The 24,419-nt window shown below is 61.7% G+C and carries 20 protein-coding genes and 2 pseudogenes; 16 read left to right on the top strand and 6 right to left on the bottom strand.

Annotated elements, in window-relative coordinates; genetic code table 11:
* The 4 genes from ACWI6D_RS04430 (at nt 1) to ACWI6D_RS04415 (ending at nt 4,454) form a co-directional block, all read left to right on the top strand.
* A complete protein-coding gene (locus tag ACWI6D_RS04430; RefSeq protein WP_449133790.1) occupies nt 1-1,230 on the top strand; it encodes an ABC transporter permease in 1,230 nt (409 codons plus the stop codon).
* Entirely contained in the window at nt 1,217-2,407 is a 1,191-nt protein-coding gene (locus ACWI6D_RS04425) for an ABC transporter permease (protein WP_449133789.1), read from the top strand. Before ACWI6D_RS04430 ends, ACWI6D_RS04425 begins: the two co-directional genes overlap by 14 nt.
* A gap of 132 nt (nt 2,408-2,539) precedes the next feature.
* Nucleotides 2,540-3,262, top strand: coding sequence for a GTP-binding protein (locus ACWI6D_RS04420; protein WP_449133803.1), 723 nt, complete (start codon nt 2,540-2,542; stop codon nt 3,260-3,262).
* A 52-nt stretch (nt 3,263-3,314) separates the two neighbouring features.
* Nucleotides 3,315-4,454, top strand: a complete 1,140-nt coding sequence (locus ACWI6D_RS04415) for an asparaginase (RefSeq protein WP_449133788.1) — start codon at nt 3,315-3,317, stop codon at nt 4,452-4,454.
* Nucleotides 4,455-4,801: 347 nt separating this feature from the next.
* On the opposite strand, the gene ACWI6D_RS04410 is transcribed toward ACWI6D_RS04415, so the two are convergent.
* Nucleotides 4,802-5,140 carry a winged helix-turn-helix transcriptional regulator gene (locus ACWI6D_RS04410; protein WP_303251697.1) on the bottom strand — a complete coding sequence of 113 codons (339 nt, stop codon included), beginning with the start codon at nt 5,138-5,140 and terminating at the stop codon, nt 4,802-4,804.
* Nucleotides 5,141-5,321: 181 nt separating this feature from the next.
* On the opposite strand from ACWI6D_RS04410, the gene ACWI6D_RS04405 reads away from it, so the two are divergent.
* The 9 genes from ACWI6D_RS04405 (at nt 5,322) to ACWI6D_RS04365 (ending at nt 14,393) form a co-directional block, all read left to right on the top strand.
* The gene (locus ACWI6D_RS04405; protein ID WP_449133787.1) at nt 5,322-5,717 is read left to right on the top strand and encodes a pyridoxamine 5'-phosphate oxidase family protein; all 396 of its coding nucleotides are present in this window, start codon (nt 5,322-5,324) and stop codon (nt 5,715-5,717) included.
* A gap of 264 nt (nt 5,718-5,981) precedes the next feature.
* Nucleotides 5,982-6,299, top strand: coding sequence for a PadR family transcriptional regulator (locus tag ACWI6D_RS04400; RefSeq protein WP_449133786.1), 318 nt, complete (start codon nt 5,982-5,984; stop codon nt 6,297-6,299).
* Nucleotides 6,292-7,128, top strand: coding sequence for a DUF1700 domain-containing protein (locus ACWI6D_RS04395; protein ID WP_302937104.1), 837 nt, complete (start codon nt 6,292-6,294; stop codon nt 7,126-7,128). The genes ACWI6D_RS04400 and ACWI6D_RS04395 overlap by 8 nt, the downstream gene beginning before the upstream one ends.
* Nucleotides 7,129-7,615: 487 nt before the next feature.
* Nucleotides 7,616-8,026, top strand: a complete 411-nt coding sequence (gene mscL, locus ACWI6D_RS04390) for a large conductance mechanosensitive channel protein MscL (RefSeq protein WP_449133785.1) — start codon at nt 7,616-7,618, stop codon at nt 8,024-8,026.
* Nucleotides 8,027-8,537: 511 nt separating this feature from the next.
* Nucleotides 8,538-8,825, top strand: a complete 288-nt coding sequence (locus ACWI6D_RS04385) for a hypothetical protein (protein ID WP_449133784.1) — start codon at nt 8,538-8,540, stop codon at nt 8,823-8,825.
* Nucleotides 8,803-9,084, top strand: a complete 282-nt coding sequence (locus ACWI6D_RS04380) for a hypothetical protein (protein ID WP_449133783.1) — start codon at nt 8,803-8,805, stop codon at nt 9,082-9,084. The genes ACWI6D_RS04385 and ACWI6D_RS04380 overlap by 23 nt, the downstream gene beginning before the upstream one ends.
* A gap of 8 nt (nt 9,085-9,092) precedes the next feature.
* A complete protein-coding gene (locus ACWI6D_RS04375) occupies nt 9,093-10,463 on the top strand; it encodes an exonuclease SbcCD subunit D (protein WP_449133782.1) in 1,371 nt (456 codons plus the stop codon).
* On the top strand, nt 10,460-13,717 hold the full coding sequence (locus tag ACWI6D_RS04370; RefSeq protein WP_449133781.1) for an AAA family ATPase: 3,258 nt from the start codon (nt 10,460-10,462) through the stop codon (nt 13,715-13,717). The genes ACWI6D_RS04375 and ACWI6D_RS04370 overlap by 4 nt, the downstream gene beginning before the upstream one ends.
* A 286-nt stretch (nt 13,718-14,003) precedes the next feature.
* A complete protein-coding gene (locus tag ACWI6D_RS04365) occupies nt 14,004-14,393 on the top strand; it encodes a YbaN family protein (RefSeq protein ID WP_288285041.1) in 390 nt (129 codons plus the stop codon).
* A gap of 36 nt (nt 14,394-14,429) precedes the next feature.
* Here ACWI6D_RS04365 and ACWI6D_RS04360 read toward each other — a convergent pair whose 3' ends face one another.
* The 5 genes and pseudogenes from ACWI6D_RS04360 to ACWI6D_RS04340 form a co-directional block, all read right to left on the bottom strand.
* Entirely contained in the window at nt 14,430-14,891 is a 462-nt protein-coding gene (locus ACWI6D_RS04360) for a response regulator (RefSeq protein ID WP_449133802.1), read from the bottom strand.
* 42 nt (nt 14,892-14,933) lie between these two features.
* Nucleotides 14,934-15,200, bottom strand: a pseudogene (locus ACWI6D_RS04355) (sensor histidine kinase); the annotation flags it as partial.
* Nucleotides 15,201-15,381: 181 nt separating this feature from the next.
* Nucleotides 15,382-17,040 (bottom strand): annotated as a pseudogene (locus ACWI6D_RS04350) (transporter substrate-binding domain-containing protein); the annotation flags it as partial.
* 370 nt (nt 17,041-17,410) lie between these two features.
* Nucleotides 17,411-18,754, bottom strand: coding sequence for an ATP-binding protein (locus tag ACWI6D_RS04345; RefSeq protein ID WP_449133780.1), 1,344 nt, complete (start codon nt 18,752-18,754; stop codon nt 17,411-17,413).
* A 169-nt stretch (nt 18,755-18,923) separates the two neighbouring features.
* Nucleotides 18,924-20,420, bottom strand: a complete 1,497-nt coding sequence (locus ACWI6D_RS04340; protein WP_449133779.1) for a response regulator transcription factor — start codon at nt 20,418-20,420, stop codon at nt 18,924-18,926.
* A 218-nt stretch (nt 20,421-20,638) separates the two neighbouring features.
* On the opposite strand from ACWI6D_RS04340, the gene ACWI6D_RS04335 reads away from it, so the two are divergent.
* From ACWI6D_RS04335 to ACWI6D_RS04325, 3 genes are all read left to right on the top strand, one after another.
* Nucleotides 20,639-23,536 carry a molybdopterin-containing oxidoreductase family protein gene (locus tag ACWI6D_RS04335; protein ID WP_449133778.1) on the top strand — a complete coding sequence of 966 codons (2,898 nt, stop codon included), beginning with the start codon at nt 20,639-20,641 and terminating at the stop codon, nt 23,534-23,536.
* 15 nt (nt 23,537-23,551) lie between these two features.
* A complete protein-coding gene (locus ACWI6D_RS04330; RefSeq protein ID WP_302937086.1) occupies nt 23,552-24,220 on the top strand; it encodes a 4Fe-4S dicluster domain-containing protein in 669 nt (222 codons plus the stop codon).
* A gap of 3 nt (nt 24,221-24,223) precedes the next feature.
* The coding region (locus ACWI6D_RS04325) for a DmsC/YnfH family molybdoenzyme membrane anchor subunit (protein WP_449133777.1) at nt 24,224-24,419 on the top strand (196 nt) is incomplete at its 3' end.

Below are 24,419 nucleotides of genomic sequence, written 5' to 3'. Positions count from 1 at the left end.
ATGAAAGCGCTGTTCATCCATACCGTTCGCATGCTGGTGCGCCAACGCGACGTGCTGGTGTGGGTCATCGCGTTCCCGCTGGTGCTGGCGACGCTGTTCCACGTGATGTTCGCGAACTTCGACGAATACTATCGTGCCGACCCCGTAAGTTGCGCGGTGGTGGCTGACGAGAACTATCACGCCACGCGTGCCACGTTCTTCCGCGAGATGCTGGCGCAGGTGTCGGCCGAAGGCGACGACCAACTGCTGGACGTGCTCGAGGTGGCGAATGCCGATGCGGCCCGTGACCTGGTGCTTTCCGGCGATGCGGCCGCGGCGATCACGGTGGACGGTGAAGGGCTGCCGTCCATGGACGTCTCGCCGCTTGCCTCCGACACGCTTGACCAGAGCATCGTGCGCGCGGTGCTCGACCGCTATCGGCAGCTGTATGCGGAAATGAAGCAAGTGTTCCTGGCGCAGGCGGGCGCGGCCGACCTGCAGGCCCCGCCGACCGATGCGCAGCTGGAGGCGTTTGCGCAAACGCCCGACGCTGACCAGACGGTTCAGGCATTCATGGCCGACGCGGTGGGCACGCAGCAGGTCGACGTGCTGCGCGTGGCGTCAAGCGGCACCGTGCGCTACTACTATGCGCTTATGGGCTTCGCGGCGCTCATGTCCATCACGGTGGCCATCCACTCGGTCTCGGCGGTGCGCGCGAACACGTCGGCGGTGGGCGCGCGCCGGCAGGTGTCGGGTGCTTCAACCACGTGCCAGCTGGCCGTTTCCATGGCTGCCAGCTTCGCGGTGGTGTTCGCATGCTTGCTTCTGGCTTTCGCGTACATGCGGCTGGTGCTGGGCGTGGAATTCGGCGGTCGCGATGGGCTGGCGGTGGTGGCCATCGCGGCTTGCGCGCTTATGTCGGTGGGCTTCGGCGCGGTGCTTGGCGCGCTGCCGGGCATGCCCGTTGCGGGCAAGGTGGGCCTGGCTACGGGCATCACCTGTCTGTGCGCCCTGTTCGCGGGCCTGTACGGCGAGCCGGCCATGCAGCTGGCGGACCAGATTTCGCAAACCGCGCCGTGGGCGGTGCTGATCAACCCGGCGGCGCAGGCGGCCAACGCGTTCTACGACCTGACGTACTACGACTCGCTCACGCCGTTCTTCAGTACGGTGGGCGTGCTGGTTGCCATGGCTGCCGTGTTCTTCGTGGCGGCGGCGCTGCTGATGAGGGGGCACAACTATGAACGTCTTTAAGCTTGCGTTGAAAGTGGCCGCGCGCCATTGGAATTACTTGCTCATATATATGGTTGCGCTGGGGGCCATGTCGTTGTTGGGCTCGGGTGCCATCGAGGTTGCGCCGCATGGCGAGTTCAAGGCCGACTCCCCGAAGGTGGCGGTGATCGACCGCGACGGGACCGATGCGTCGGCGGCGCTTGCCGCGTTCGCCTTGAAGGATGCCGAAGAGGTGCACGTGGACGACAGCACGTTCGGGCTGCAGGACGCGTCGGCGAAAGACCTGGCCAGCTACGTGTTGATCATCCCCGAGGGGTTTCAGGGCGACTTGCTTGCCGCCGCGCGCACGGGCGGGGACGCTCCCGAGCTGCAAACGGTGATCAGCTACCAGAGCGCTCGCGGGTCGTTGGTCGACCAGCGCGTGAGGGGATTCGCGCAGTCGCTGTACGGCTTCGCGGCAAGCGATGCGACGGCGTCGGCGGTCGACGTTGCGCGCAGCGCGGATAAGGCGTGTGCGAACGAGACGCCGGTGGGATTTCTTGCGGTGGATTCGCAGGGCCTTTCGGCGAAGTACGTGAATTACGCGGCGTTTTCGGCATATGCCCTGTTCGCGGCGTCGTCGATCTTCATTGCCGTGGGGCTGTCGTCGCTGCGGCGCGGCGCGTTGCGGCGACGCTTGGTGCTGGGCCCCGTGCCAAGCGGGCGCTATGGCTTGCAGGTGGGGTTGGCGTGCGCGCTGTTCTCGGTGGCCATCTGGGCCGTAATCGCCGCGGCAGGGCTGGTGGTGTTCAACCCGCTTGGGCAGGGCGCGCCGCTTGCCGCCGTGTGCGTGGTGCTTGCCGCGCAGCTGGGGTTTGCCCTGGTGGGAGGCGCGGCGGGCTTCCTTATGTGGCAGCTTGGCGCCAGCGACACCATGGCAAACGGCGCGGGCAATATCTTCGGCCTGGTGTGCAGCTTCTTCAGCGGCGCCTGGATTCCGCTTTCGGTGATGGGCGAAAACACGCGCCTGGCCGCGGCGTTCACGCCGTTTTACTGGGCCACCGACGCCATGACGCAAGTGTCGGAAGCCGCCGATATCACGGCAAGCTTGGCGCTGCAGGCGTTCGGCGAAGTGGGCGTGACGTTCGCGTGGGCCGCCGTCATAGCGCTCGTAGCCGTAGCGCTCGGCCGCGCACGCCTGCGCGAGAGCGGGGCGTAAGGGGGCGAGCCGCGCTTTCCCGGGCGGCAGGCGCGCAAAATACCGATCGGAAACCGTGTAATTTACCGAACTAAAAGCGTATAAAGGGTTGTTTTTACAGTAGCGCTAACAGCGGGCAGGGCCCGCGACGAGCTGCGCCGCTGCGACGTGGCCGTGCTGGTGGTGGACGCCACCCGCGGCGTGTCCGACCGGGACTGCGAGCTGCTGTCGGCGTTCGCCGAGAAGGCCATGCCCTGCGTGGTCGCCTTCAACAAGGTCGACCTCCTTGCGGCGGGGCGGGACACGTGCGGGGAAGGGGGCGCGGCCTTCGAAGATGCGGCGCTTAAGCTTCCCGAGGGGGCCATCGTGCGAAAGATCGCCGTGAGCGCCGCGACGGGCATGAACGTCCGAGAGCTCAGGGAGTCGGTGGCCGCCGTGGCCGGCCATGCGAAGCCCGCAAGGCGGCTCATCGCCGACTTGGTGAACCCCGGGGATGTCGTGGTGCTCATGATTCCCATCGACTCGTCGGCGCCGAAGGGGCGCATCATCCTTCCCCAGCAGATGGTCCTGCGCGACCTCCTTGACGCGCACGCGGCGGCGCTGGCGTGCCAGCCCGATGAGCTCGCCGGGCTGCTCGGGTCGCTTGCGAGGCCGCCGAAGCTCGTCGTGACGGACTCCCAGGCCTTCTCCCAGGTTGCGGCCATCGTGTCCCCGGAGGTGCCGCTGACGTCCTTCTCCATCCTGATGGCGCGCCTGGACGGCTGCGGCTACGGGTTCGGCGGTTGCGGGTTTGGTTTTGGTGTGGGCGTCCTTGCCAGCCATTTCGGGGATTTGCGGGTTCGAGGGGCTGGTTGCGCGTATCTCGGGGTACAGTAGCGATCGGTATTTGCTTAACGGAGCCGCGGATCATTTGGGGGAAGGGGCGCATATGAAACGGGTTTTGGTAATTGCGACGGGCGGGACCATCGCGTCGGCTGAAGAGGGCAGCGGGCTTGCGCCGGCGTTGACGGGCGAGCAGCTGGTTGCGTTCGTTCCCGAGGTCGCGCAGATGTGCCATGCCGAGGTGTCGCAGGTCATGAACGTGGACAGCACGAACATGCGCCCGGAGGGATGGCTGGCCATCGCGGGCGAGGTGCGTCGGCGCTACGACGATTTCGACGGGTTTGTGGTCCTTCACGGCACCGATACGTTGGCGTACACGGCGGCGGGGCTGTCGTATCTGGTGCAGCGCAGCCCGAAGCCCGTGGTGCTGACCGGCTCGCAGCTGCCCATGGGCGATCCCGGCACCGATGGCAAGCGCAACCTGCTCGATGCCGTGTGCGTGGCCTGCGACGATGCGGCTGCGGGCGTGTTGGTGGCGTTCGGCGGCAAGGTGATCGCGGGCACGGCGGCGCGCAAGGTGCGCACGCGCGATTTCGAGGCGTTCGACAGTTTGAACGTGCCCGATTTGGGTGCGGTTGGCGAAAACGGCGTGCAGTGGGCGGCGGCTGCGCGCGAGCTGATGGCGCCGGGCGCGGCGGACGGTTGTGCGCCGGCGGGCGAAGCGAGGGCCGGCAGAGAGGACTTTTCGGCTGACGGCGGCTCTGCGTGCGAAGAGCACGGAAGCGTTTCTGTGCCTTCGGGTGCTGCCGAACGTGGTTTTGCGGTGGCGGGGCCTTCCGCTCCGCGGTTCTTCGACACGCTGAACCCGCGCGTGATGGCGCTCAAGGTGACGCCGGGCATAGACGGGCGCGTGGTCGATGCGCTGCGCCCGCTGTGCGACGCGCTGGTGGTGGAAGCGTTCGGGCTGGGCGGCATCCCGGAGTACGCGGGCGTGACGGACGCGCTGCTGAACTGGGCCGATGCCGGCAAAACGCTGGTGATGACCACGCAGTGCCCCTTCGAGGGCGCCGACTTGAGCGTGTACGAGGTGGGTCGCGCGTTCTGCAACCGCCCCGGCGTGCTCATGGGCGGCGCGGCAACCACCGAAGCGCTGCTGGCGAAAACCATGTGGGCCCTCGCGCAAGCCGAACGCCCCGACGGCGCCATCGACCGCGAAAAACTCGCGGCCCTGTTCGCCAGCCGCTAGGGGATGGGACACGGTAGATCGCGGATTGTTTTGGCGGCGAGGTATGCAGGCGCCATGCGCGCCCTTTTCGCTTCGGGAGATAGTCGGTAACGGAAGGAAATCGCAATATCCTTCCGTAAGGAGCGGCATAACGGAAGGATATTGCGATTTCCTTCCGTTAGCATCGCCTGACAAGGTGGTCGAGCCTTGCGCTCTGGGCAAGCGAGTCGTGGTTGAAGGTGGTAGTACTCGGCGCGTGATGGCTTTTCTGACGCTTGCGAGGCATGCTTGCTTGGCGACGCCGATGGCGATATGGGCGGTTCGATCTGCTCGCCTTATTCGATTGCGGCACGCTTTTTGCTTGGCGCCTATTGTCCGAAGCGTTGCTTGTAGTTTTCGCCCCAGGCCCACATGGAGTTGAGGATGGGTTTGAGGCTTTCGCCCAGGTCGGTGAGGGAATATTCCACGCGCGGCGGCACTTCGGCGAACACTTCGCGATGCACGAGGCCGTCGGCTTCCATGGAACGCAGCTGCGCGGTCAAAACCTTTTGCGACACGTTGCCGATGGACTTTTGCAGCTGCCCAAAACGCTTTTTACCCGGCGCGAGGTCGCGCAGGATGAGCACTTTCCATTTGTTGCCGATAAGTGACAGCGTGGTTTCCACAGGGCAGGCCGGCAGCGCGGCTTCCGGTGTTTGCTGAGTCATAGTGGACCTTTCTTCACATTTTGAATTTTCTGTAACCGCAGGTAAGACGCAATAGTTACTAACAGGTACCTACAGCACAAAAAGGTGCTTACTTTCAAATCGAGTGCTACGGTGATTATATATCCACAGCGAAAGGAACGCGAAGCCTTTCCGAGCGAAAGTCGTACAGGAGGTATTCATCATGGAAAAAGTCGTCGAGTTTTTGCAGGCCAACCCCGTGCAGTATCTGGCCACCGTCGGTCGTGACGGCAAGGCGAAGTGCCGCCCGTTCATGTTCTCGGGCGAGAAGGACGGCAAGCTGTGGTTCTGCACGAACAACACGAAGGACGTGTACAAGGACATGCAGGAAAACCCCGAGATCGAGATTTCGGTGTCCAGCCCCGAGTATGCGTGGATTCGCTTGCACGGCACGGCCGTGTTCGTGAACGATATGTCCGTGAAGGAGGTGTGCCTGGAAAACCCCATCGTGAAGGGCCAGTACGAAACCGCCGACAACCCCATTTTCGAGGTGTTCTACCTGAAGGACGCGCACGGCGCCATCGCCGACTTCTCCGGCAACCCGCCCTACGAGTTCTAAATAGCGCATGATGCAAGGCGGGTTTGCCGCCGCTTGCGAGTTGCGTCTCGACGTCGAACGCTGCGCTCGAAGCCCCGTTTCCGAATCTGATCGGTTTGGAAACGGGGCATTTCTGCGTTACGGGGTCGGTTGCGAATGCTCTGATGTTTTTGCTTGACATTCATACTGTGCAACGTATAGTATGAATACTACGTTACGCATAGTATTCGTTGTACGCGATGCGATTGCGTCGTTTGCGGATGCGCATCAGGGAAGGGAGGCGAAATGGATTCGCAGGTCAAACGTGGGTTTTTGGACGCTTGCGTGTTGGCAACCATCGCGCGGGGCGACTCGTACGGCTATCAGATCGTCAAGGGCGCGCCGGCTGCGCTGGGGCTTTCCGAGTCTACGTTGTACCCGATTCTTCGCCGTTTGAAGGCGTCGGGGCAGGTGACGGAGTATGCGCAGGAGCACAACGGGCGCACGCGCAAGTACTACTCCATTACGTCGCAGGGGCGTGACTGGCTGGCGGCGTTCGTTCAGCAGAAGTCGGAGATTGAAGACGTGCTTCGCTATATCGAAGGGGGCGTGAACCATGACTAAAAACGAGTGGATTGCAGAGCTTCGCGGGCTGCTGGAGCGTCGCGGCGTGCCGGCGTCTGAGGTTGCCGACGCGCTGGAATATTACGCCGAGGCCATCGACGACCGCGTTGAGCAGGGGTTTTCGGAGCAGCAAGCGCTTGAGGAGATTGGCAGCCCCGCGCAGGCGTGCGACGCCGTTGCCGAAACCGTGCCCGTGGCGAAGCGCGCCGTGGCAGCGGCGACGGCAACGCGCGAGCGCAAGGCGCTGATCGGGGTGTTGCTGCTGGTGAGCGCCGTGTTTTGGGTGCCGCTGGCGTTCGGGCTGCTTGGCGCGGCGGCGAGCGTGTACGCCACCATCTGGGCGGCGGTGCTGGTGGTGTGGACCGGCATCGGGTCGCTTCTAGCGTGCGGCCTCGGGGCCGTGCCGCTGGCGTGCTACTCCGCGTCGTGCGGCGCGCTGGCCGAGGGGTTGTTCTCGGGCGGGGGTCTGCTGGCACTCGGCGCGCTGGGCGTGATGCTGATTCCGCTGGGAATCATCGCATCGGTGCTGCTGTTCAAGGCATCGGTGCTGTTCGTTCGCTGGGTCGCGCACTTCTTCCTGCGTGTGGCGCGCGGCGGGCAGCAGCCTGAGCCGCCAGCGCTTGGCGCTATGGCATGGCTGCGGCGCAACGCGCAGGCATGGAAGGCGTTTCTGCTGGTCGGAGGCGTGCTGCTGGCGGTTGCGGCCATTGCCGCGGGCGTGGCGTTTGCCCTTGGCGTGCCTGAACCGTCGCTGTTCCCTGCGCTGCCCGATGCTCAAACGCCCTTCGGGATCCTGCACTTCACGACCGGCGGCATCACGTTGGGCTAGCAAGCGGGTTGCGGCCGCGCGGACGTTGGCCACGTAACGTTGCGTGCTGATGCGCATTGGCATTGCTGGTGAGTCAAAGCCGTAAGCGGCAATTTGCCACGACTACGGGCGGGCGAGACGTGCTGCTGTGAAGGTCGCTTGATGCTTGACGAAGCGCGGATGAAAAGCTTGCTGATGCGGCCGACGTTGCAAATCGCAGCGTCGGCCGTGTTTTGCAACGGGGCTCCAAACAAAAATCGCTCATGTATGTGATTTAATCGCCCTGCACGTTGAAGCCCGAAAATCGACCCGTCTGTGAACTGGGAAAACGTAAACTTGTTGACCTCGCTATCAAAAACATCCAAGTTAAATCACATACATGAGCGATTTTTGCCAACAGGCCTCGCGCCCTATTGGCCTTTGCGCTAAGCCCTTGCTGCAATGGCGCCGTTTGTGTTGAAAGCGGCGTTGTTTTGCGGCGTGCCATCTGGGAAGAAGGGGGTTGAGGGTGAAGAAGTTTCTCGCCGAGTTCAAGGAGTTCATTAATCGCGGCAACGTTATGGACCTGGCCGTTGGCGTTATCATCGGCGGTGCGTTCACGTCTATCGTGACGGCGCTGACCACGAACATCATCAACCCACTGATTTCCGTCATCGCAGGTGGCGGCGCCGATACCATTTCCGGTTTGGTGGTGCCCGGCACCGACATCGACTTTGGCGCGTTCATCAGCGCGTGCATTAACTTCCTCATTGTGGCATTCGTGGTGTTTGTGCTGGTGAAGGCCGTGAACAAGGCGCAGAACATCGGCGTGAAACTGACGGGCAAGGAAGAAGAGGCGCCCGCGGCTGTGCCCACGTGCCCGTTCTGCCTGGAAGAGGTTAAGGAAGGCGCCATGCGCTGCCCGCATTGCGCCGGCTAGTTCGATGCGCCCGCGAAGGCGGAGTAGCTTTCGGGGCTTGGCGCCGCTGCATTTGGCAGCAGATTGAGCCTTGCGGCTCCAAGTGGCAAAGCCGCTCGCGAAATTGCGGGCGGCTTTATTGTTATTTGGGACTGGGGTCGGTTGGCGGTAAAAATAAGGATGGCTCTAACGGAATAAACTTGTTGCTCGGCGCCGCAGTTTGTGGCGCCGAGCTGTCAATATGCTTTTGTGAGCTGGCTGGATGGCGCGCAAATCTATCCAGCCAGCTCGTGCTTTCCCCGATGCGCGAGGCGCGGCGTGCAAATCGGATGCTCGGGCGTGCGACAACTCCGAGCTTTTCGCAAGAACCCAACGAGCTCGTCGGCATAGTTCGTGCAAGGCTTCGCAGCGCTTTGCGCAAGCTTTGGACAAAAGCCCTGCAAGGTCGCTTTGATAGGCTACATCCACTGCGATGTGGCGAGTTGAATGGACAATTGCGAGGGCGTATTATGCAAGACATAAGTAGGGTCCGATGAATGACGTGTTCGTGCACGAGCATGCGCTGGTGCATGGTTTGACGGAGCAGCAAGTTCTTCACGCGTGGCGCAATGCCGTTGCTGTGGCGCGGCGTGCTTGTTCGAATGGAGAAGTCGATTTTGTTGCCATCGGATTCGATCAGCATGGGCGGTCGATTGAGGTTGTGGGCCGCAAAAAGCCGTTCGGAGTGCTCATTTTTCACGCGAATACGCCGCCGACGGCTCGTGCTTATAAAGAGCTCGGTTTGACGGGAGGCGCGCATGGCCGCGATCGGAGACAATGAGTTGAAGAGCAGGTTTTCTCTGTGCGACGAGGAAATCAAACAGCTGCATATCGATTCGCAGGCATACGAATCTGGCGAATGGCCGGAAGGGGAGACCGTTGTGGTCGGCCGCCCAAGTTTGTTCGGCAGTCGCATGAAATCCATTACGTATCGCGATACCGAAGATGAGGTTCGACGAATGGATGAGCGTGCTGAAAGCCTGTCGATGAGCAGGTCAGACTATCTTCGCTATCTTGTTCGCAAGGACCTGGAAGGGTAGGGGTTGCCATGAGGTTGCTGCATGTGTCCGACTTGCATATTGGCAAGCGGTTGAATGGCGTCTCGCTGCTGGATGATCAGCGGCATATTTTGCGGCAAATTCTGCGAATTGCAGAAGAGCGCCAGGTTAAAGCCTTGCTTATTGCTGGTGATATTTACGACAAGGCGTCGCCAAGTGCGGAAGCCGTCACGGTATTCGATGCGTTTTTGACCGATGCGGTGGCGGCGGGCCTTCGCGTGCTTGCTATTCCCGGCAACCATGATTCGGCGGAGCGTATTGCGTATGCGCAGGGTTTGCTGGAAAGCCAGGGCGTGTGTTTCCCGCCGGTGTATGCGGGTGAGGTCGAGCGCGTTGTTCTGGAAGACGAATGGGGCGACGTGGCATTTTGGCTGCTGCCGTTTTTGAAGCCGGGCGATGTGCGCCGGTATTTTCCCGATGTGGAAATAGGGGACGATTACTCGGCTGCCCTGCGTGCGGTGTTGGGCGCGTGTGAGGTTGATGCGAATGCGCGCAATGTCGTGCTGTCGCATCAGCTGGTAACGGCATATGGTGTTTCGCCTGATCGCGCGGACGACGAAATCAAGCTTGGCGGTATCGATAACGTGGATGTGTCGGTGTACGACGCGTTTGATTACGTGGCGCTGGGGCATGTACATCGCCCGCAGCGCGTGGGTCGTGACACGGTGCGTTATTCGGGTTCGCCGCTGAAGTATTCGTTTAGCGAAGCGCGCTACAACAAAAGTGTTGTGCTTGTTGACCTGGGGAAAAAGGCGCCTGGTGATGCAGCTGGCGCATGCGTTTCAACGGAGCTTATCCCGCTTGAGCCGTTGCATGATGTTCGCGAAGTACGCGGCGCGCTGGGAACGCTGCTGGCCGTGTCGGCCGATACGGGTTGCGAAGGCGCCGATGATACCGATGGGCGATTGGAGCAGGGGCAGACCGGCCACGTCGGTGCTGATGGGCCGGCGGCTTGCGGTGCGGATGACGTTTGTGGGGCGAGCGCGACAGATTCCGATGGGGCGGCAGTTGCGCCGGACGGTGAAGCGGTCGAGTTGCGCGATCCGCTGCAGGACTACGTGCATATCACGCTAACCGACGAGCATCCGCAGCTTGATGCGCTCGCGAAGCTTCGCGAGGTGTATCCGAACGTTATGTCGCTTGATTATGACAACCTCAACGTGCTGGTGAATCGCACGCAGACTGTCTCGACTTCGGACCCGGATAAGCTGGACATGCTGGAGCTGTTCTCGATGTTTTACGAGGGCCAGGTTGGCAATGAACTTGACGAGGTTCAGAAAACGTTCGCGCGCAAGGTTATTGCCGGCGTTGAGCACGACATGGCAAAAGGTCCCGATGGGCAGGAAGGGGGCGCGAATTGAGGCCGCTGAAGCTGACGATTTCCGCGTTTGGTCCGTACGCAGATGAAACGGTCATCGATTTTCGCACGCTTGGCGCGTCGGGTGTGTACCTGGTGTGCGGCGACACGGGTGCGGGCAAAACCATGATTTTCGACGCCATTTGCTTCGCGTTGTTCGGCGAAGCAAGCGGCGACAGCAAAAACGGGGCGCGCAGCGCATCGAGCTTGCGCAGCGATTATGCTGACCCAGCAAGCAAAACGTTCGTTGAGCTGGAGTTTTTGTATCGCGGGCAAACGTATCGCGTGAAGCGCAACCCCGATTACGAACGCGCAAAGCTGCGCGGAGAAGGCACCACGAAGGAAGCGGCGAATGCCGAGATCGAATTTCCCGGCGGGCGCTGCATCAGCGGCGTTCGGAAGGTAACAACCGAAGTCGAAGAGCTGCTTGGCATCGATGCAAGCCAGTTTAAACAGATCGTTATGCTGGCGCAAGGGGAGTTCCGTAAGCTTTTGACCGCCGACACGGCCACGCGCGAGGGCATCTTCCGCAAGCTGTTCGCCACGCAAAAGCACGAGCGATTGCAGGAGCGGTTGGGCGAGGAAAGCCGCAAGCTCGAGCGCGAAAACGAGTCGTTGAAGCGCGAGGTTGTTGCGAATGCCCGAGCGGTTGCGTTCCCGCCCGAAGACCCGCGTGAGCAAGAACTGGCGGAACGTGTCCGCGGAGCTGCGCCGCTGGGTGATTGGCTTGCCGAGCTGCTTGAGAGCTTGCTGGGCGCTGACCGTCCGGAGCTGCAGCGCTTGCACGGGGAAACCGAGGCGTTGCGCAACAAGTGGCGAGAGGCCAATGGCTTGACGATGCGCGCTCAAACGCGTGAGCAAACGTTGCTGGACCAAAAGAGGTTGCAAAGCGTTCTTGCGGAACATGAGGCGAAGTCGGCACAGCTTCAGGCTGATTTCGAGGCTGCGAAAGCTACCGATAACCAGTGCGCACGGGCTGTTGAGCGGGCGGCGGTGATCGAGGGCACGCTGGGTAAATACGAAGCGCTTCAGGAAGTCGAGCAGAAGCTGCGGGAAGAAGCTGCGGCAGCGGAATCGGCGCAAAAGGCCAGCGCGAACGCGAAGGAAGCAGCGGAAGCTGCGGAGCGTCAGCGGGCTGATGCCGCATTAGCGGTGGAAAAGCTGTCTGATGCGGAAGTGCGCCAGGCTGAAGCGCAGGGGTGCTTCGACGCCGCGCAGGCGAAGGTGGACGAGGCAGCGCGCGTGTTGGCAGATGCTCGCGAATATGCGAACAAGGCCGCTGCGGCGCAAGCTGCTGCGCTGCGCGCGCAAAAACTCGATGAGGATCTGAAGACGTGCATTGTGCAGGAGTCTGCTGCGGAGGATTTGGCCAAGCGGGCGCAAGCCGCGTTCGACTCGTTTGCCGGCGCCGATACGGCTTGCAGCGAGGCGCATGCGGCAGTCGAGCGTGCCCAAACGGCGCAGCGCGATGCGCAGCAGGTGGTCGACCGTCGTGCTGAGCTGGCGCGTGCGGCAGCGCTTGCGGAAGGGCCTCACCAGCAGGCGTTGTGCAGCCTGAAAGAGGCGGAAGCGCACCACGATGCCGATGCGTCGGCGTTGCAGCGGCTGCAAAAGCTGCAACGTGCGGGGCGCGCGGGCATGCTGGCGGCCGACCTGCAAGAAGGCGAGCCCTGTCCTGTGTGCGGATCCGTGCACCATCCGGCTCCGGCTGTTGCAACGGAATCGATTCCAAGCGACGACGAAGTTGATGCTGCGGCGGAGCGGGAAGCTGGATCCCGGGGCGTTGCGGAACAGGCGTCCCGCGAGGCGGAGCGTTGTCGGACCGTGCTCGAGTCGGCGCAGAGCGCATTACGCTCGTTTGACGCCGAGTGCGGCGGCGAAGCGGCGGCATCTGAAGCACTTGGCCAGGCCGCAAACAAGCTCGAGCGCGCACAGCAGGCTTTTGCGGAGGCTCAGCAGCGCCAGGAAAAGGCGACGTCTGCGCACACCATTGTACAGCGTGCGCACGATGCGATGGACAAGGCGCGCAATGACGTTGCAAAGGCGAAAGATGCTCAACATGAAGCGCAGCGAGAGGCGGACGCGCAGATGGCTGCGGCGGACGCGTTGCGTCAGCGCTTGACGGTTGCCGATGCCAACGAGGCGTTGCGCGTGCACAAAGCGGCCCAAGATGATGCGGCGGTAGCTTGCACGCATCTGAATAACGCGAAACAGGCGGTTGGGCAGCTGGCGGCGGCGAAGCGGCGTTGCGGCAAAGCGGAAGCGGCGGCTCAGCAGGCGCTTGCCCAATCGCAGCAAGCGGAGGAATCATGGCGGCAGCTTTCCCAGAATTGTGAACTTGTCCGGCAGCACATTGCACATTTAAAGGTTGACCTGGAGTTTCCGTCGCTGGATGCTGCTCGTGGTAAGGCGAACGCGCTTCGAGCGCAAGCTGATGAGCTTAAGGCGCGTCGCGATGCGGCGGAGCAGGCACTTACGGTCAATAAGCAGCACATCGAGACGAATCGCAAGCTGCTGGAAGATAAGGCCAAGCAGCTTGCGGAGCTGCCGCAGATCGATGTTGAAAAAGCGCAGGCGCAGCAAGATGAGCTTCTCAAGCTGGGGCAGGAGTCAGCGGCGCGTGAAAGCGCGGTGAGCGCGCGCATCCAGGCGAACGAGCGGGTGCTGCGCCAGCTGAAGGATGTGCTGCAGCGTACGGGCGATATCGAGCAGCGCTACGGCCGCATCAAGCTGATGGCCGATGCGGCGAATGGCAACCTGACCGGGCAGGCAAAGATTCGCTTCGAGGCGTACGTGCAGGGCATGTACTTCGATCGCGTCATCGCGGCGGCGAACGAGCGCTTGCGCGTATTGACGGCGGGACAGTTCGAGCTGGTGCGCTGGGCCGAGTCGTCGGGAAATTCGAAGGCTGGCCTGGGGCTTTACGTTATCGACAGCTTTACTGGCAGGGCGCGCGACGCGTCTTCCCTTTCCGGCGGTGAATCGTTCCAGGCGTCGCTGTGCTTGGCGTTGGGCCTGTCCGACATCGTGCAAGCGCATGCTGGTGGCGTGGAATTCGACACCATGTTCGTAGACGAAGGCTTCGGGTCGCTTGACCAAGGAGCGCTTGGCAACGCCATCAGCTTGCTGTCGGATTTGTCGGGTGGCAACAAGCTTGTGGGCATCATCAGTCATGTGGAGGACCTGAAGGCGAACATCCCCAAACGCATCACCGTCACGAAATCGCGCACCGGCTCGAAAGCGGTCGTGGAAGGATAGCCAGTTTGGGCGGGTCTCAAACCGCCCGACGGCTCCCCCTTTCCTTGCTATGCGTACTGACTTGCTTCTGGCATATCATTGCCTGCCGCCTCTTGGCGCGGCCTGCTGCGGCGAGAGCTCTGAAGGGAGTCTTGCGTTCGGGGGTAAGCGAACAATTTGGGAAAGATACGATTCGGGATAATCGCAGTCTGGGAATCTATTGAAGGGTTTATCCCTATCGCGGGGATGATGGGGGCTTTGTTATTATGAGCGAGTGGATTATTAAACCTAGTAGGTAGGAATTGGTTTGAGCGCTCTTAAGAAATGCTTGTTCGTTATCCTTGGCTCGTTGTGCACGGCGCTGGGCATTGCTGGCGTGTTCTTGCCTGTTCTGCCCACTACGCCATTGTTGCTTGCGGCGGCGTTTTTCTTCTCGCGCAGTTCGGAGCGCTTGAATGCTTGGCTTGTTGAGACGAAGGCTTATAAAGCTTACGTTGAACCCTTCAAGAGCGGCCGAGGCGTTACGGTGAAGAAGAAGCTGACCATATTGGGCATCTCGTACTCGATTATGGCGGTGAGCGCTATTCTGGTTGCCAAACCCATCGTGTGGGGCATCCTTGGATGTGTCGCGGTATTCCTCCTGTGGCTTGTGGCGTTTTATCTACCGACCGAGCGCAGCGTGTTCGACGAGGAATAATGTTTCGGCAAATGCCGGTGATTGCCTGCGCGGCTGCTACCCGTGGCGGTATTTCGCTAGGGCTTCCTTAAGAATGTCGAGCTGGATGGGCTTGGAAACGTGGTCGTTCATGCCGGCTTCTTTGGCGGTTTGCACGTCCTCGGCGAACGCGTTGGCCGTCATGGCCACGATGGGCACGGTGGCGGCGTCGGGGCGGTCGCTCAAGCGGATGGCGCGCGTGGCCTCGTAGCCGTTCATCTTCGGCATCATCACGTCCATGAGGATGACGTCGAACGTGCCCGGCGTCTTGCTGCAGAACAGGTCAACGGCTTCCTGACCATCGGCGGCGCACGTAACCTGCGCGCCTTCGTTCTCCAGCAGCGTGCGGGCGATCTCGGTGTTCAGCTCGTTGTCTTCAACCAGCATGATGCTCATGCCGGCAAGGGAGATGTCGCTGGCGTTTTCGTCGTCGCCTTGATGCGTCTGCGGGTTGCGGTCGATGGTGAACGGCAGCGTCACTGCGAACGTGCTGCCTTCGCCTAGCGTGCTGGTTGCCGTGATGACGCCGCCCATCTCCTCGACAAGCGCCTTTACGATGGGCATGCCCATGCCGGTGCCCTGGTAGTTGCTGCGCGCGTCGTCGTTGGCCTGCGTGAACGGCTCGAAGATGCGCTCGAGGAATTCCGACGTCATGCCGATGCCCGTGTCGGCGATGGTAAAGCGGTACGTCACCACGTCGCCCTCTACGCCCAGGTTCACGGTTGTGCAGGTGACGCTGCCGCCGGGTTTGTTGTACTTGATGCAGTTGTCGACAAGGTTCAGCAGCACGCGTCGCACGTGCACGGGGCTGCCGTACACGTTGGGGAAGTCGAGGGTGCGTGGCGCCTTTAATGGTGAGGTCGACGCCGCGCTCGTTGGCGCGCAGCTGCCCCAGCATGTAGATATCGCGGATGAGGTCCTCAAGATTGAACGGCTCGTTCTCCAGCTCAACGGCGCGGTCTTCGATTTTGCTCATCTCAAGGATGTCGTTGATGAGCGTGAGCAGATGGTCGGCCGCCACTTTCGCCTTCTTGCGGTTTTGCGTGGCAAGCTTCGCGTCGTCGGGATGCAGGTCGCCGATTTCCAGCAGGCCGATGATGCCGTTTAAGGGCGTGCGGATGTCGTGGCTCATGCGCGACAAGAACGCCGTTTTCGCGGCGTTGGCGGCTTGCGCTTCCTGTTGCGCGAGGCGTGCGCGCCGCAGCAGCCACACGAGGACAAGGATAAACACTATCAGCACCATAAGCACGCTGACGACGATGATAATTTGATGCTTGCTGACGAATTCCACGAAAGCGGATTCGTCTTCGGTGCGGGTATCTTGCGAGTACGTTGCCGCCGTGAGGGCGTCTTTCGAGTTGATGACGCCTTTGCTCACGATGCTGAGCAGGGTGTAATCGCCCTTGCGCATCCAGCAGGTCAGCTCGGCGCCTTCGGCAAGTTCCGTTGTTTTCAGGTCGCTCATATCGACCTTTTCGCGAAGGGGATTCAATGCGGGAACTGACACAATCGTGCAGCCAGCGCGCCCGGTCTTCACGGCTTCGATGCACTCGACTGCATCAGCGTATTCGGTGATGTTTGCCTGGGGGTAGCGCGTGTCCAGCACGGCTTTGTTCACCAGTTGCGCAGGCGCTTGGGCGATGGAACCCAATGCGGCGTCAAGGTCGTTGCTGCTGTACAGGGCAACAAGTGCCGTGCTGGCAAACGATGCCGATTGGATGCATCCGGCCTGCTCGGCAATCCAGTAGTCCTTGTAAACGGGCGCAATAACGTCAACGGCGCCATTTGCAAGCGCGTCTTGCAGCTCCGCGTTCGACTGGAAAGCCGTTGCTTCTATTTTTACCTCAAACTGGTTTTCCAGCGTGTTGATCAGCTCGGTCAGCGCGCCTGCAAGCTCGCTGCCGCTTTCGGTGCTGTAGGGCAGCACGTTGTCAAGATAGCCGAACTTGATGGTGTTGCCGCGCGCGGCAAGCCACGAGCGCTCGGTGTTCGTGAGCGCCGACGTGCCGGCGTTGCCTACGGAGTAGCGGGTTTTCACCTCATCGTTGTAGCGCGGGTTCGCCGCGCTGATGGACGTCATGGCGGCGTTGATCTGGCTCATAAGGTCGGGGCGAGATTTAGGCGTGACCAGGAAGTAGTTGCTTTCGCCAACGCTGAACACGGGCTGCGCATCCTCGGACGACATCGTGTCGTTCATGATGATGGCGTCCACTTCGTCGTTCGAAAGGGCGTCGAACAGCTCGTTGCCGGTGCTGTAGAACTTATAGTTGCAGGTCACGCCTTCGTCGGAGAGCCATTGCATGCCCGCTTCGGTTTGTATGACGCCGCTGTTGCAGCCGATGGTCATGCCATTGAGCGCCGCAGGGTCGCCTTGCGTGAGCGCATCGTTGCTGGGCTTGGCGTAGATGTAGTAGTGTTCGGTGCCTTGCGCGTTCGTGGAATACAGCAGCTTTTCGGCGCGCTCGGGCGTGTAGGAGATGTTGGGCATAAGGTCGATTTCGCCGGCCTCAAGCTTGTCCATAAGCTCGGTGAACGTGCCGGGAACGTATTCGTAATTCCACGCGGGCGCGTAGTACGAAAGGGTTTGCAAGTATTCGTAACCCCAGCCCGATTGGTATTCGCCGGGCATGCCGCTTTGAAAGTCCTGGTTGTTCAGCAGCCAGCCGACGCGCACGGTTTGCGCGCCGTTGGTTTCGCCGTCGGACGTGGCGGTATTTTGGTTGCCGGCGTTCGAGGCGTTGCTTTCCGTGGAAGCGGCTTCGCTGTTGTGGAGCGATTCGTCGACGGGGGTGGAGGCTTCGCTGGGGGCGGCGAATCGCTCGCTTGCGTTCATGTCTGCGGCCTGCGCCGTGCCGGGGGCGGCGGGAACGCATGCGAACGCCAGCAGCGCGCACAAAAGCAGCGCGACTGCGCGGTTTGCGGCCGATGTCAGGTTGCACGAAGCTGGCAAAAGCGCCCTTTCTCCTCGGGGTTTAATCTCGCACGATTCTAACAAACAGCTACGAGCGAACTCCAGCATTGTCCGCCGGCGAACACGGAACGTTCAAGGGGGCGCTTGATCCCCACAGCTTCTCGCTGAACATGGCATAGAGCGGCACGTTCGCCATCCAGTCTTGTTGTTGGTAGCCGGAAAGGGAAAACCGCAGCGCTTGAACATCGGGATAGCGTTCTTTGAAAGCGCGTAAACTTTTTGCTCGAAGGTTCTCTTCGGCCTTTACTTCGATGGCGTAAGTTTTCCCGGCCTTTTGTGCAAGAAAGTCAATTTCTCCGCGGGAATTGTCGGCGGACCAGTAAAACGGTTCAAGTCCGCAGCTTGCGACAAGCTGCTGGCAGACGTACTGCTCGGTCAGCGCGCCTTTGAATTCCGTGAATGCCGCGTTGCCTTCTGCGATAGCTTGCTGGTTGAGCCCCGAAAGTGCCCCAAGCAAGCCTATATCCAGGCAAAATAGTTTGAATGCGTTGTCGCTTGCATACGAGGAAAGGGGGACGCCTGGTTTCGAGATTCGGTCGACCCTTGTTGCGAGCCCAACCTGGACAAGCCAGGTTATCGCCGAGCGGTAATCGCGCGCTCTGGCGCCATCATGGATTTGGCCGAACACGAACTTTTTGTTCTCGCGTGACAGGTGAGCAGGTAGTGAATCCCAGACTGCAAGGACGTGCTCGGTTTCGCGTGCGCTTAGGTGCTTTGACGCATCGAGTCGATACGAGCGAAGGATTTCCTCCTGCACGTTACGCGCGCTTTCGAGAGCGCCGTCGTCGATGAACGCCGCAACGGCTTCCGGCATGCCTCCAACGAAATAATATTGTTTGAGCAGCTCGGTAAGCTTCGGTCCAAATGCGTTGATGCTTGTCGGGTCGCCTTCGTCAACGAGCTCGCGCAGCATGGTGTTTCCCGTTGCGTCGAGAAACTCACGGAAGTCGAGCGGGTGCAAATCAAGCATATTGACTTTGCCGACGGGAAACCCCGTGCCTTCGTGAACGGTAAGGCCGAGCAGCGATCCGGCGGCGGCAACGTGGATGTTGGGCGCTTGTTCCTGGAAGTATTTAAGCGAGGTTAGCGCGCGCGGGCACTCTTGAATCTCGTCGAGGATAAGCAGCGTGGAGCCTTCGACGATTTTCTCCCCCGTGGCCGCTTGCAGGTTGGTGAGGATTCGCCGCATATCGAAGTCGGCGGCAAAAGACGCGGCAAGTGCTACTGATCCATCAAAGTTGGCGTAGGCGACGTTGTCGTAGCGCGTTGTGCCGAATTCTTTGAGTAGCCATGTTTTGCCGACCTGGCGGGCTCCGTTGAGGATAAGGGGCTTGCGGCGCTTGGAGTTCTTCCATGCATCGAGCGCTGTCATGAGGTGTCTCTTCATGATGCGGCCTTTCGATAGTATTGGAATTACGTCCTGATTTTAACCAAAAATGGCGAAAACAAGGACGTAAAATCGCCAAAAATGGCGAAAATCAGGACGTAATTGGAAATCTGGCAAAGGGTTTGCCCCCCTGCCGGGTGGCTGACTCCGCTTGTTAGCCCTTTTCTTCTTGGATGAGGTCGATCATCTCTTGGGCGGAGTGGACGCCGAGCTTTTGGTAGATGTGTTGGCGGTGCGTGCTGACGGTGCTCTTCGACAGGCACAGCTCCTCCTGCACGTAGGGTAGGTTGCGGCCTTTCGCGAACATGATCATGACCTCGCCTTCGCGCTCGGTCAGGCCGTAGCGCTCGATGACGGCGCGGCAGCGGTCTTGGAAGCGCTGCTTGCGGTCGGTGGGCATGATGCTTAACGCCAGCGCCAGCGAGCGCTCGGTGAACACGAAGTTGTTCACCAGCACGATAAGCAGCACGCACGTGGCCGCCGCGGTGAACGCGCCCTGCACGTCAAGCCCCACGCCGTACCACAGCCAGCGTCCTACCAGCATGCCCACAAGCGGGCCGGCGGCCCAGGCTGCGCGGATGATGCCGAACGCGAACAGGCATGACGTTTGGTAGCGGCGGCACAGGCCGGCAACCAGGATCCACATGCCCATGCCCAGGCACTGAAACGCCGCAACGTCGATGGACAGCGGCACGAACGCGGGCACTTCGGGAAACAGCAGCGGCACGGGCAAAAGCAGTGCGCCTATCAGCAGAAACGTGGTGATCAGGCGATAGACCACCTCGGGGCCTTTGATGCCGCGCGACGTGATAAGCACCAGCGCCACGCCGATGGATCCCACGGCCGTCAACGTGGTGACGGCGCCCTGCGCCACGGCGTAGGGCGTGACGGTGCCCGCGGCGAAGTGCCCCATCTGCACGTATAGCGTGCGCGACAGCTCGTAGGATGCGCCGGCCACCAGCATGGTTAGGCCGAACGCCAAGATAAGGCTGTGCAGTTGGCGCTTGTCGGCGTCGTCGGGGTCGGTCTGCGCCGGCAGCGAGTTCGCCTGCCGCTTGTCCATCTTCAGGTCGGACACGCCGTAGAACAGAAACACGGCGGCAACGGGCCCCATGCTGGCGCACATGAGCGTGGCCTCAAGCTGTCCGAAGAACAGAAACGCGAAGAACAGCACGCTGGAAAGCAGGTAGCCGATGGCGATGGCGGCGGCCGATTGCCTGATGGAAAGCATGCCGATGACGGCACCGAAATTCATCAGGAACAAGCCCGAGAACACGCCCGTTGCCAGGCCGAAGCCCACGGCGAACGCCGTGCCGGCGGCTCCGGGTGCGCCGGCGCCCAAGATAAGCAGCGTGCCTATAGCCATGCCCGCGGGGAAAACCCAGCGCGCGAGCACCGAGCCCAACACGCGGTCGAAGCTTTTGCGGAACAGGCCGCACGCCGCCAGCGTGGCGCACGTGGCAACAATGGATAGCAGGTATGTTTGATCGAGGATAGCCTCGCGATTGTCGAACCCGGCGTACAGGTTCATGCTCTGAAACGCCATGAGCGGCCACGCCAGCACGCACCCCAACGCAATGCCGATGCCCCAAATGGCCGGCGTCAGCAGCTGCGCCGTAGCGCGCTGTGTTTTGGCTTCCCTTTCCCCCAAAAGTGTCCCCCTCGGCAACTCATATCGATTTGCTTTCATTATAGGTATGCTTCACCCGCTGGGAACGCCCCGATTTTCGCGAATTCGCAAAACCCCAGTTCAGCGCATGTCATGTCTTTCGCACGATATGGTGAAATCGGCTCTCGTACCCGATTCGCGCCCCTCATCTCGCCCGGTATCGTCGGTTTCGTTGAGAAGACGAGAGAAGGAGGAGATGCATGGGCAAGCTTACGATGACGCGTCGCGCGTTCACGAAGTTGGCCGCCGCCACCGCGGCCGCCGCTGCCGTGGTTGCGCCTGCGGGCGCCGCGCTGGCTGAGTCGAGCACGGTCACTGCAAGCAAGGCGGGCGACACCAAGCGCGTGCGTTCCTGCTGCCGCGGTTGCGGCAAGATGGAATGCGGCGTGTGGGTTATCGTCGAAAACGGCCGAGCAATCCGCACCGAGGGCGACGAGAGCGCCTTCCATTCCATGGGCAACCATTGCGGCAAGGGTCAGGCGTCGCTGCAGGCGGCGTATCACCCCGACCGCCTGTACCATCCGATGAAGCGCACGAATGCGCGCGGCGAGGACGATCCCGGTTGGGTGCGCATCACGTGGGACGAGGCGATGAGCACCATCGCCGAGAAGCTGCAGGAAACCATCGACCGCTACGGCGGCGAGGCCATCTTCGGCATGTCCGGCACGTCGCGCATTTGGGGCATGTTCGCTTACGGCGCGCTCGGCCAGCTGGTCGGCAGCCCGAACATGTGCATCCCGTGGCAGGTGTGCAAGGGCCCGCGCTTCTTCGCCACCGCCATGAACTCCATGATGCAGGCTTCCTGGATGGAGACGGTTGGCCGCCCGAAGGTGTACACGTCCTGGGGCACCGGCCCGGAGCTTTCCAACTACGACGACTCGTGCCGTACCGTGGTCGACGTCGCCGAGAAGGCAGACACGCACATCATCGTCGACCCGCGCATGACCAACCTGGGCAAGGAAGCCGACATCTGGCTGAACCTGCGCCCCGGCACCGACGGCGCCATGGCCATGGGCTGGCTGAACATCCTCATCAACAACGAGCTGTACGACGACCTGTTCGCCAAGAAGTGGACCAACGGCCCGTTCCTCGTGTGCAACGACGTGGAGCCGTCCGGCTACGAGACGTACCGCTTCACGCGCGGCAAGTTCAACCTGAAGACGCGCCTGCTCAAGGAAAGCGACCTGAAGGAAGACGGCGACCCGCACAGGTTCATGGTGTGGGACAACCTGAACAACCGCATGACCTACTTCGACGCGGACAGCGGCCTGTGGGAAGGCGAAACCTGGAGCAAGCCTACGGCTGGCCACGAGGGCATGCAGGAGCACTTGGTGCCCGGCGTGTCGCAGGGTTGGGTGCCCGACCCTACGCCGTTCGATCCCGAGATCGACCCGGCGCTGTATGGCGAGTTCGAGGTTGAGCTTAAGGACGGCAAGAAGTCCAAGGTCACGCCTGTGTGGCAGCTGTTCACCGACCGCGTGAGCGAGTACACGCCCGAGAAGGTCTCCGAGATCACCGGCGTGCCGGCCGAGACCATTAAGGAGGCGTGCCTGATTCACGCCAAGCGCATTGACCCGTCCACCGGTTACGGCAACGGCGGCATCCAGTATCAGCTGGCCATCGAGCACAGCTGCAACGCCATCGCCATGTGCCGTGCCATGGACACCTACATCGGCCTGTCCGGTAACTGGGACGTTCCCGCAGGTCACCGTGGTGGTACGCAAGGCGACTTCGTGTTCAAGGCAGGTCTGGGCGCCGTGGCTCCGGGCATCCCGAACATCTCCGCCGAGGAGTTCAACAAGACGCTCGGCATCGAGGATTACCCGCTGCTTGGTTGGTGGCAGGGCTGGGCGGACGACGCCAGCGTGTGGAAGGCCATCGAGACGGGCAACCCGTACCCGGTCAAGGCCGGTTGGTGCTCCACGGGCGACTTCATGTGCATGTCGAACAGCCTGCAGAAGTGGAAGGCATTCCCCAACCTGGACTTCTTCGTGTGCGAGGACCTGTGGAAGACGCCGACCGCTGGCATGGCCGACATCCTGCTGCCCGCGCAGCACTGGCTTGAGACCGACTGCCCCCGCATGAGCCAAGGCCCCTCGGGCGGCCAGGGCGCAACCGTGCGCGCCATCGAGCCGCCGGCGGACACGAAGCACGACATCGAGATCGCCACGATGATCTACCAGTACATGGGCAAGCAGTGGGGCCCCGACGACAACAAGTGGCCTGACCGCATCGAGAACCTTGACATCATGCTGAACACCGGCCGCCAGGGTGCGCCCACCACGTGGGAAGAGTACCGCGACGACTTCGAGCAGAACGGCTGGAAGGACGCCAAGGTGGTCGCGCCCGACACGTGGGGCACGTATCGCCGCTACGAGACGGGCATGATGCCGCTGAAAGCCTACGGCGACAAGGAAGCGCTCGTCGAGTTCGGCAAGCCCGGTTTCGGCACCCCGACGCGCAAGATGGAGATCTGGTCCACGCTCATCGAGACGTTCATGCCCGATGACGAGGAAGACTTCCTGCCCACGTACAAGGAGCCGCCGCTGAGCCCGATCGCCGACCCGGAGATGAACGAGAAGTACCCGTTCACCGCCACCACCGGCCGCCGCATCCCGGTGTACTTCCACAGCGAGCATCGCCAGCTGCCGTGGTGCCGCGAGATGTGGCCGGCGCCGCGCATCGAGATCAACCCGCAGGATGCCGCGCGCTTGGGCATCGAGCAGGGCGACTGGGTGTGGATCGAGAACGACAACGGCAAGATCCGCCAGGTGGCCGACCTGTACCACGGCGTCGCGCCCGGCGTGGTGAACTTGGAGCACCAGTGGTGGTTCCCCGAGCTTGACCAGGCCGACAAGGGCTACGACCTGTGCGGCTGCAATTGCCTGGTCACTACGGGTAAGGGCTACCAAGACCGCATTTCCGGCACGAGCTACCTGCGCGCCTACCCGGTCAACATCTACAAGGCCACGCCGGAGAACTCGCCGTTCGGCAACCCCGTGCCGTGCGACCACAAGGGCAACGAGATCATTCACGACGCGTCTGACCCGCGCCTGAAGGAATGGCTGCCGAACTACGACATCCGCAACGAAGCGTAAAGGGAGGTGCGGAACATGACTCATTATGCGATTGCGACGGATCTGAACCGTTGCGTGGGCTGCCTGGCGTGCAGCGTCGCTTGCAAGGCCATGAACAATGTGCCGGTGGGCGATTACTGGAACAAGACGTTGCGCATCGGCCCGAACCCGAAGAAGGACGGCTGCGGCACGTGGCCGGACATCGAGATGTACTTCATGACCGTGCAGTGCCAGCATTGCAAGGACCCGGAGTGCGTGAAGGTGTGCCCGACCGAGGCGAGCCACATCGCCGAGGACGGCACGGTGCAGATCGACAAGTCGAAGTGCATCGGCTGCCAGTTCTGCGCCATGAGCTGCCCTTATGGCGTGCGTTACCTCAACACCGAGGAGCGCGTGGTCGAGAAGTGCACGCTGTGCGAGCAGAAGATCGCCCAGGGCGAGCTGCCGGCGTGCGTCGCCCAGTGCGGCGGCCGTGCGCGCTTCTTCGGCGACCTTGACAAGGGCATCGACAGCTTCGAGGCGCCGTGGGTGGTTGACGTCACCAAGGGCGACCCGAGCTACGACAAGACGCTGCACAACCGCATCACGCTGAAGGATTGCGTGCAGTCGTACAAGGAATCCGACGTGCATCACCTGCCTGACGTGGGCAATCATCCGTCGTTCGTGTACATCCTGCGCAACCGCGATTGGCAAGGGGAGGAATAAATCATGGAACTGCAATGGCCTTTGATTCTGTTCACCACCCTTATCGCCTGGGCCTGCGGCGTGTTCGGCGTGCAGGGCGTGCTGGCCTTGAAGGGCGCCGGGAAGAAGTCGCAGCAGCTGCTGGCGGTCTTGAGCTGCGTGCTGCTGGCGCTCGGCGGGATCGCGGTGTTCTTCCACCTGCAGCACTGGGAGCGCATCT

This window comes from Senegalimassilia sp., from assembly GCF_977052095.1.
The sequence above is the reverse complement of the archived record's forward strand: the minus strand, read 5'-3'. Positions and strand labels throughout refer to the sequence as shown.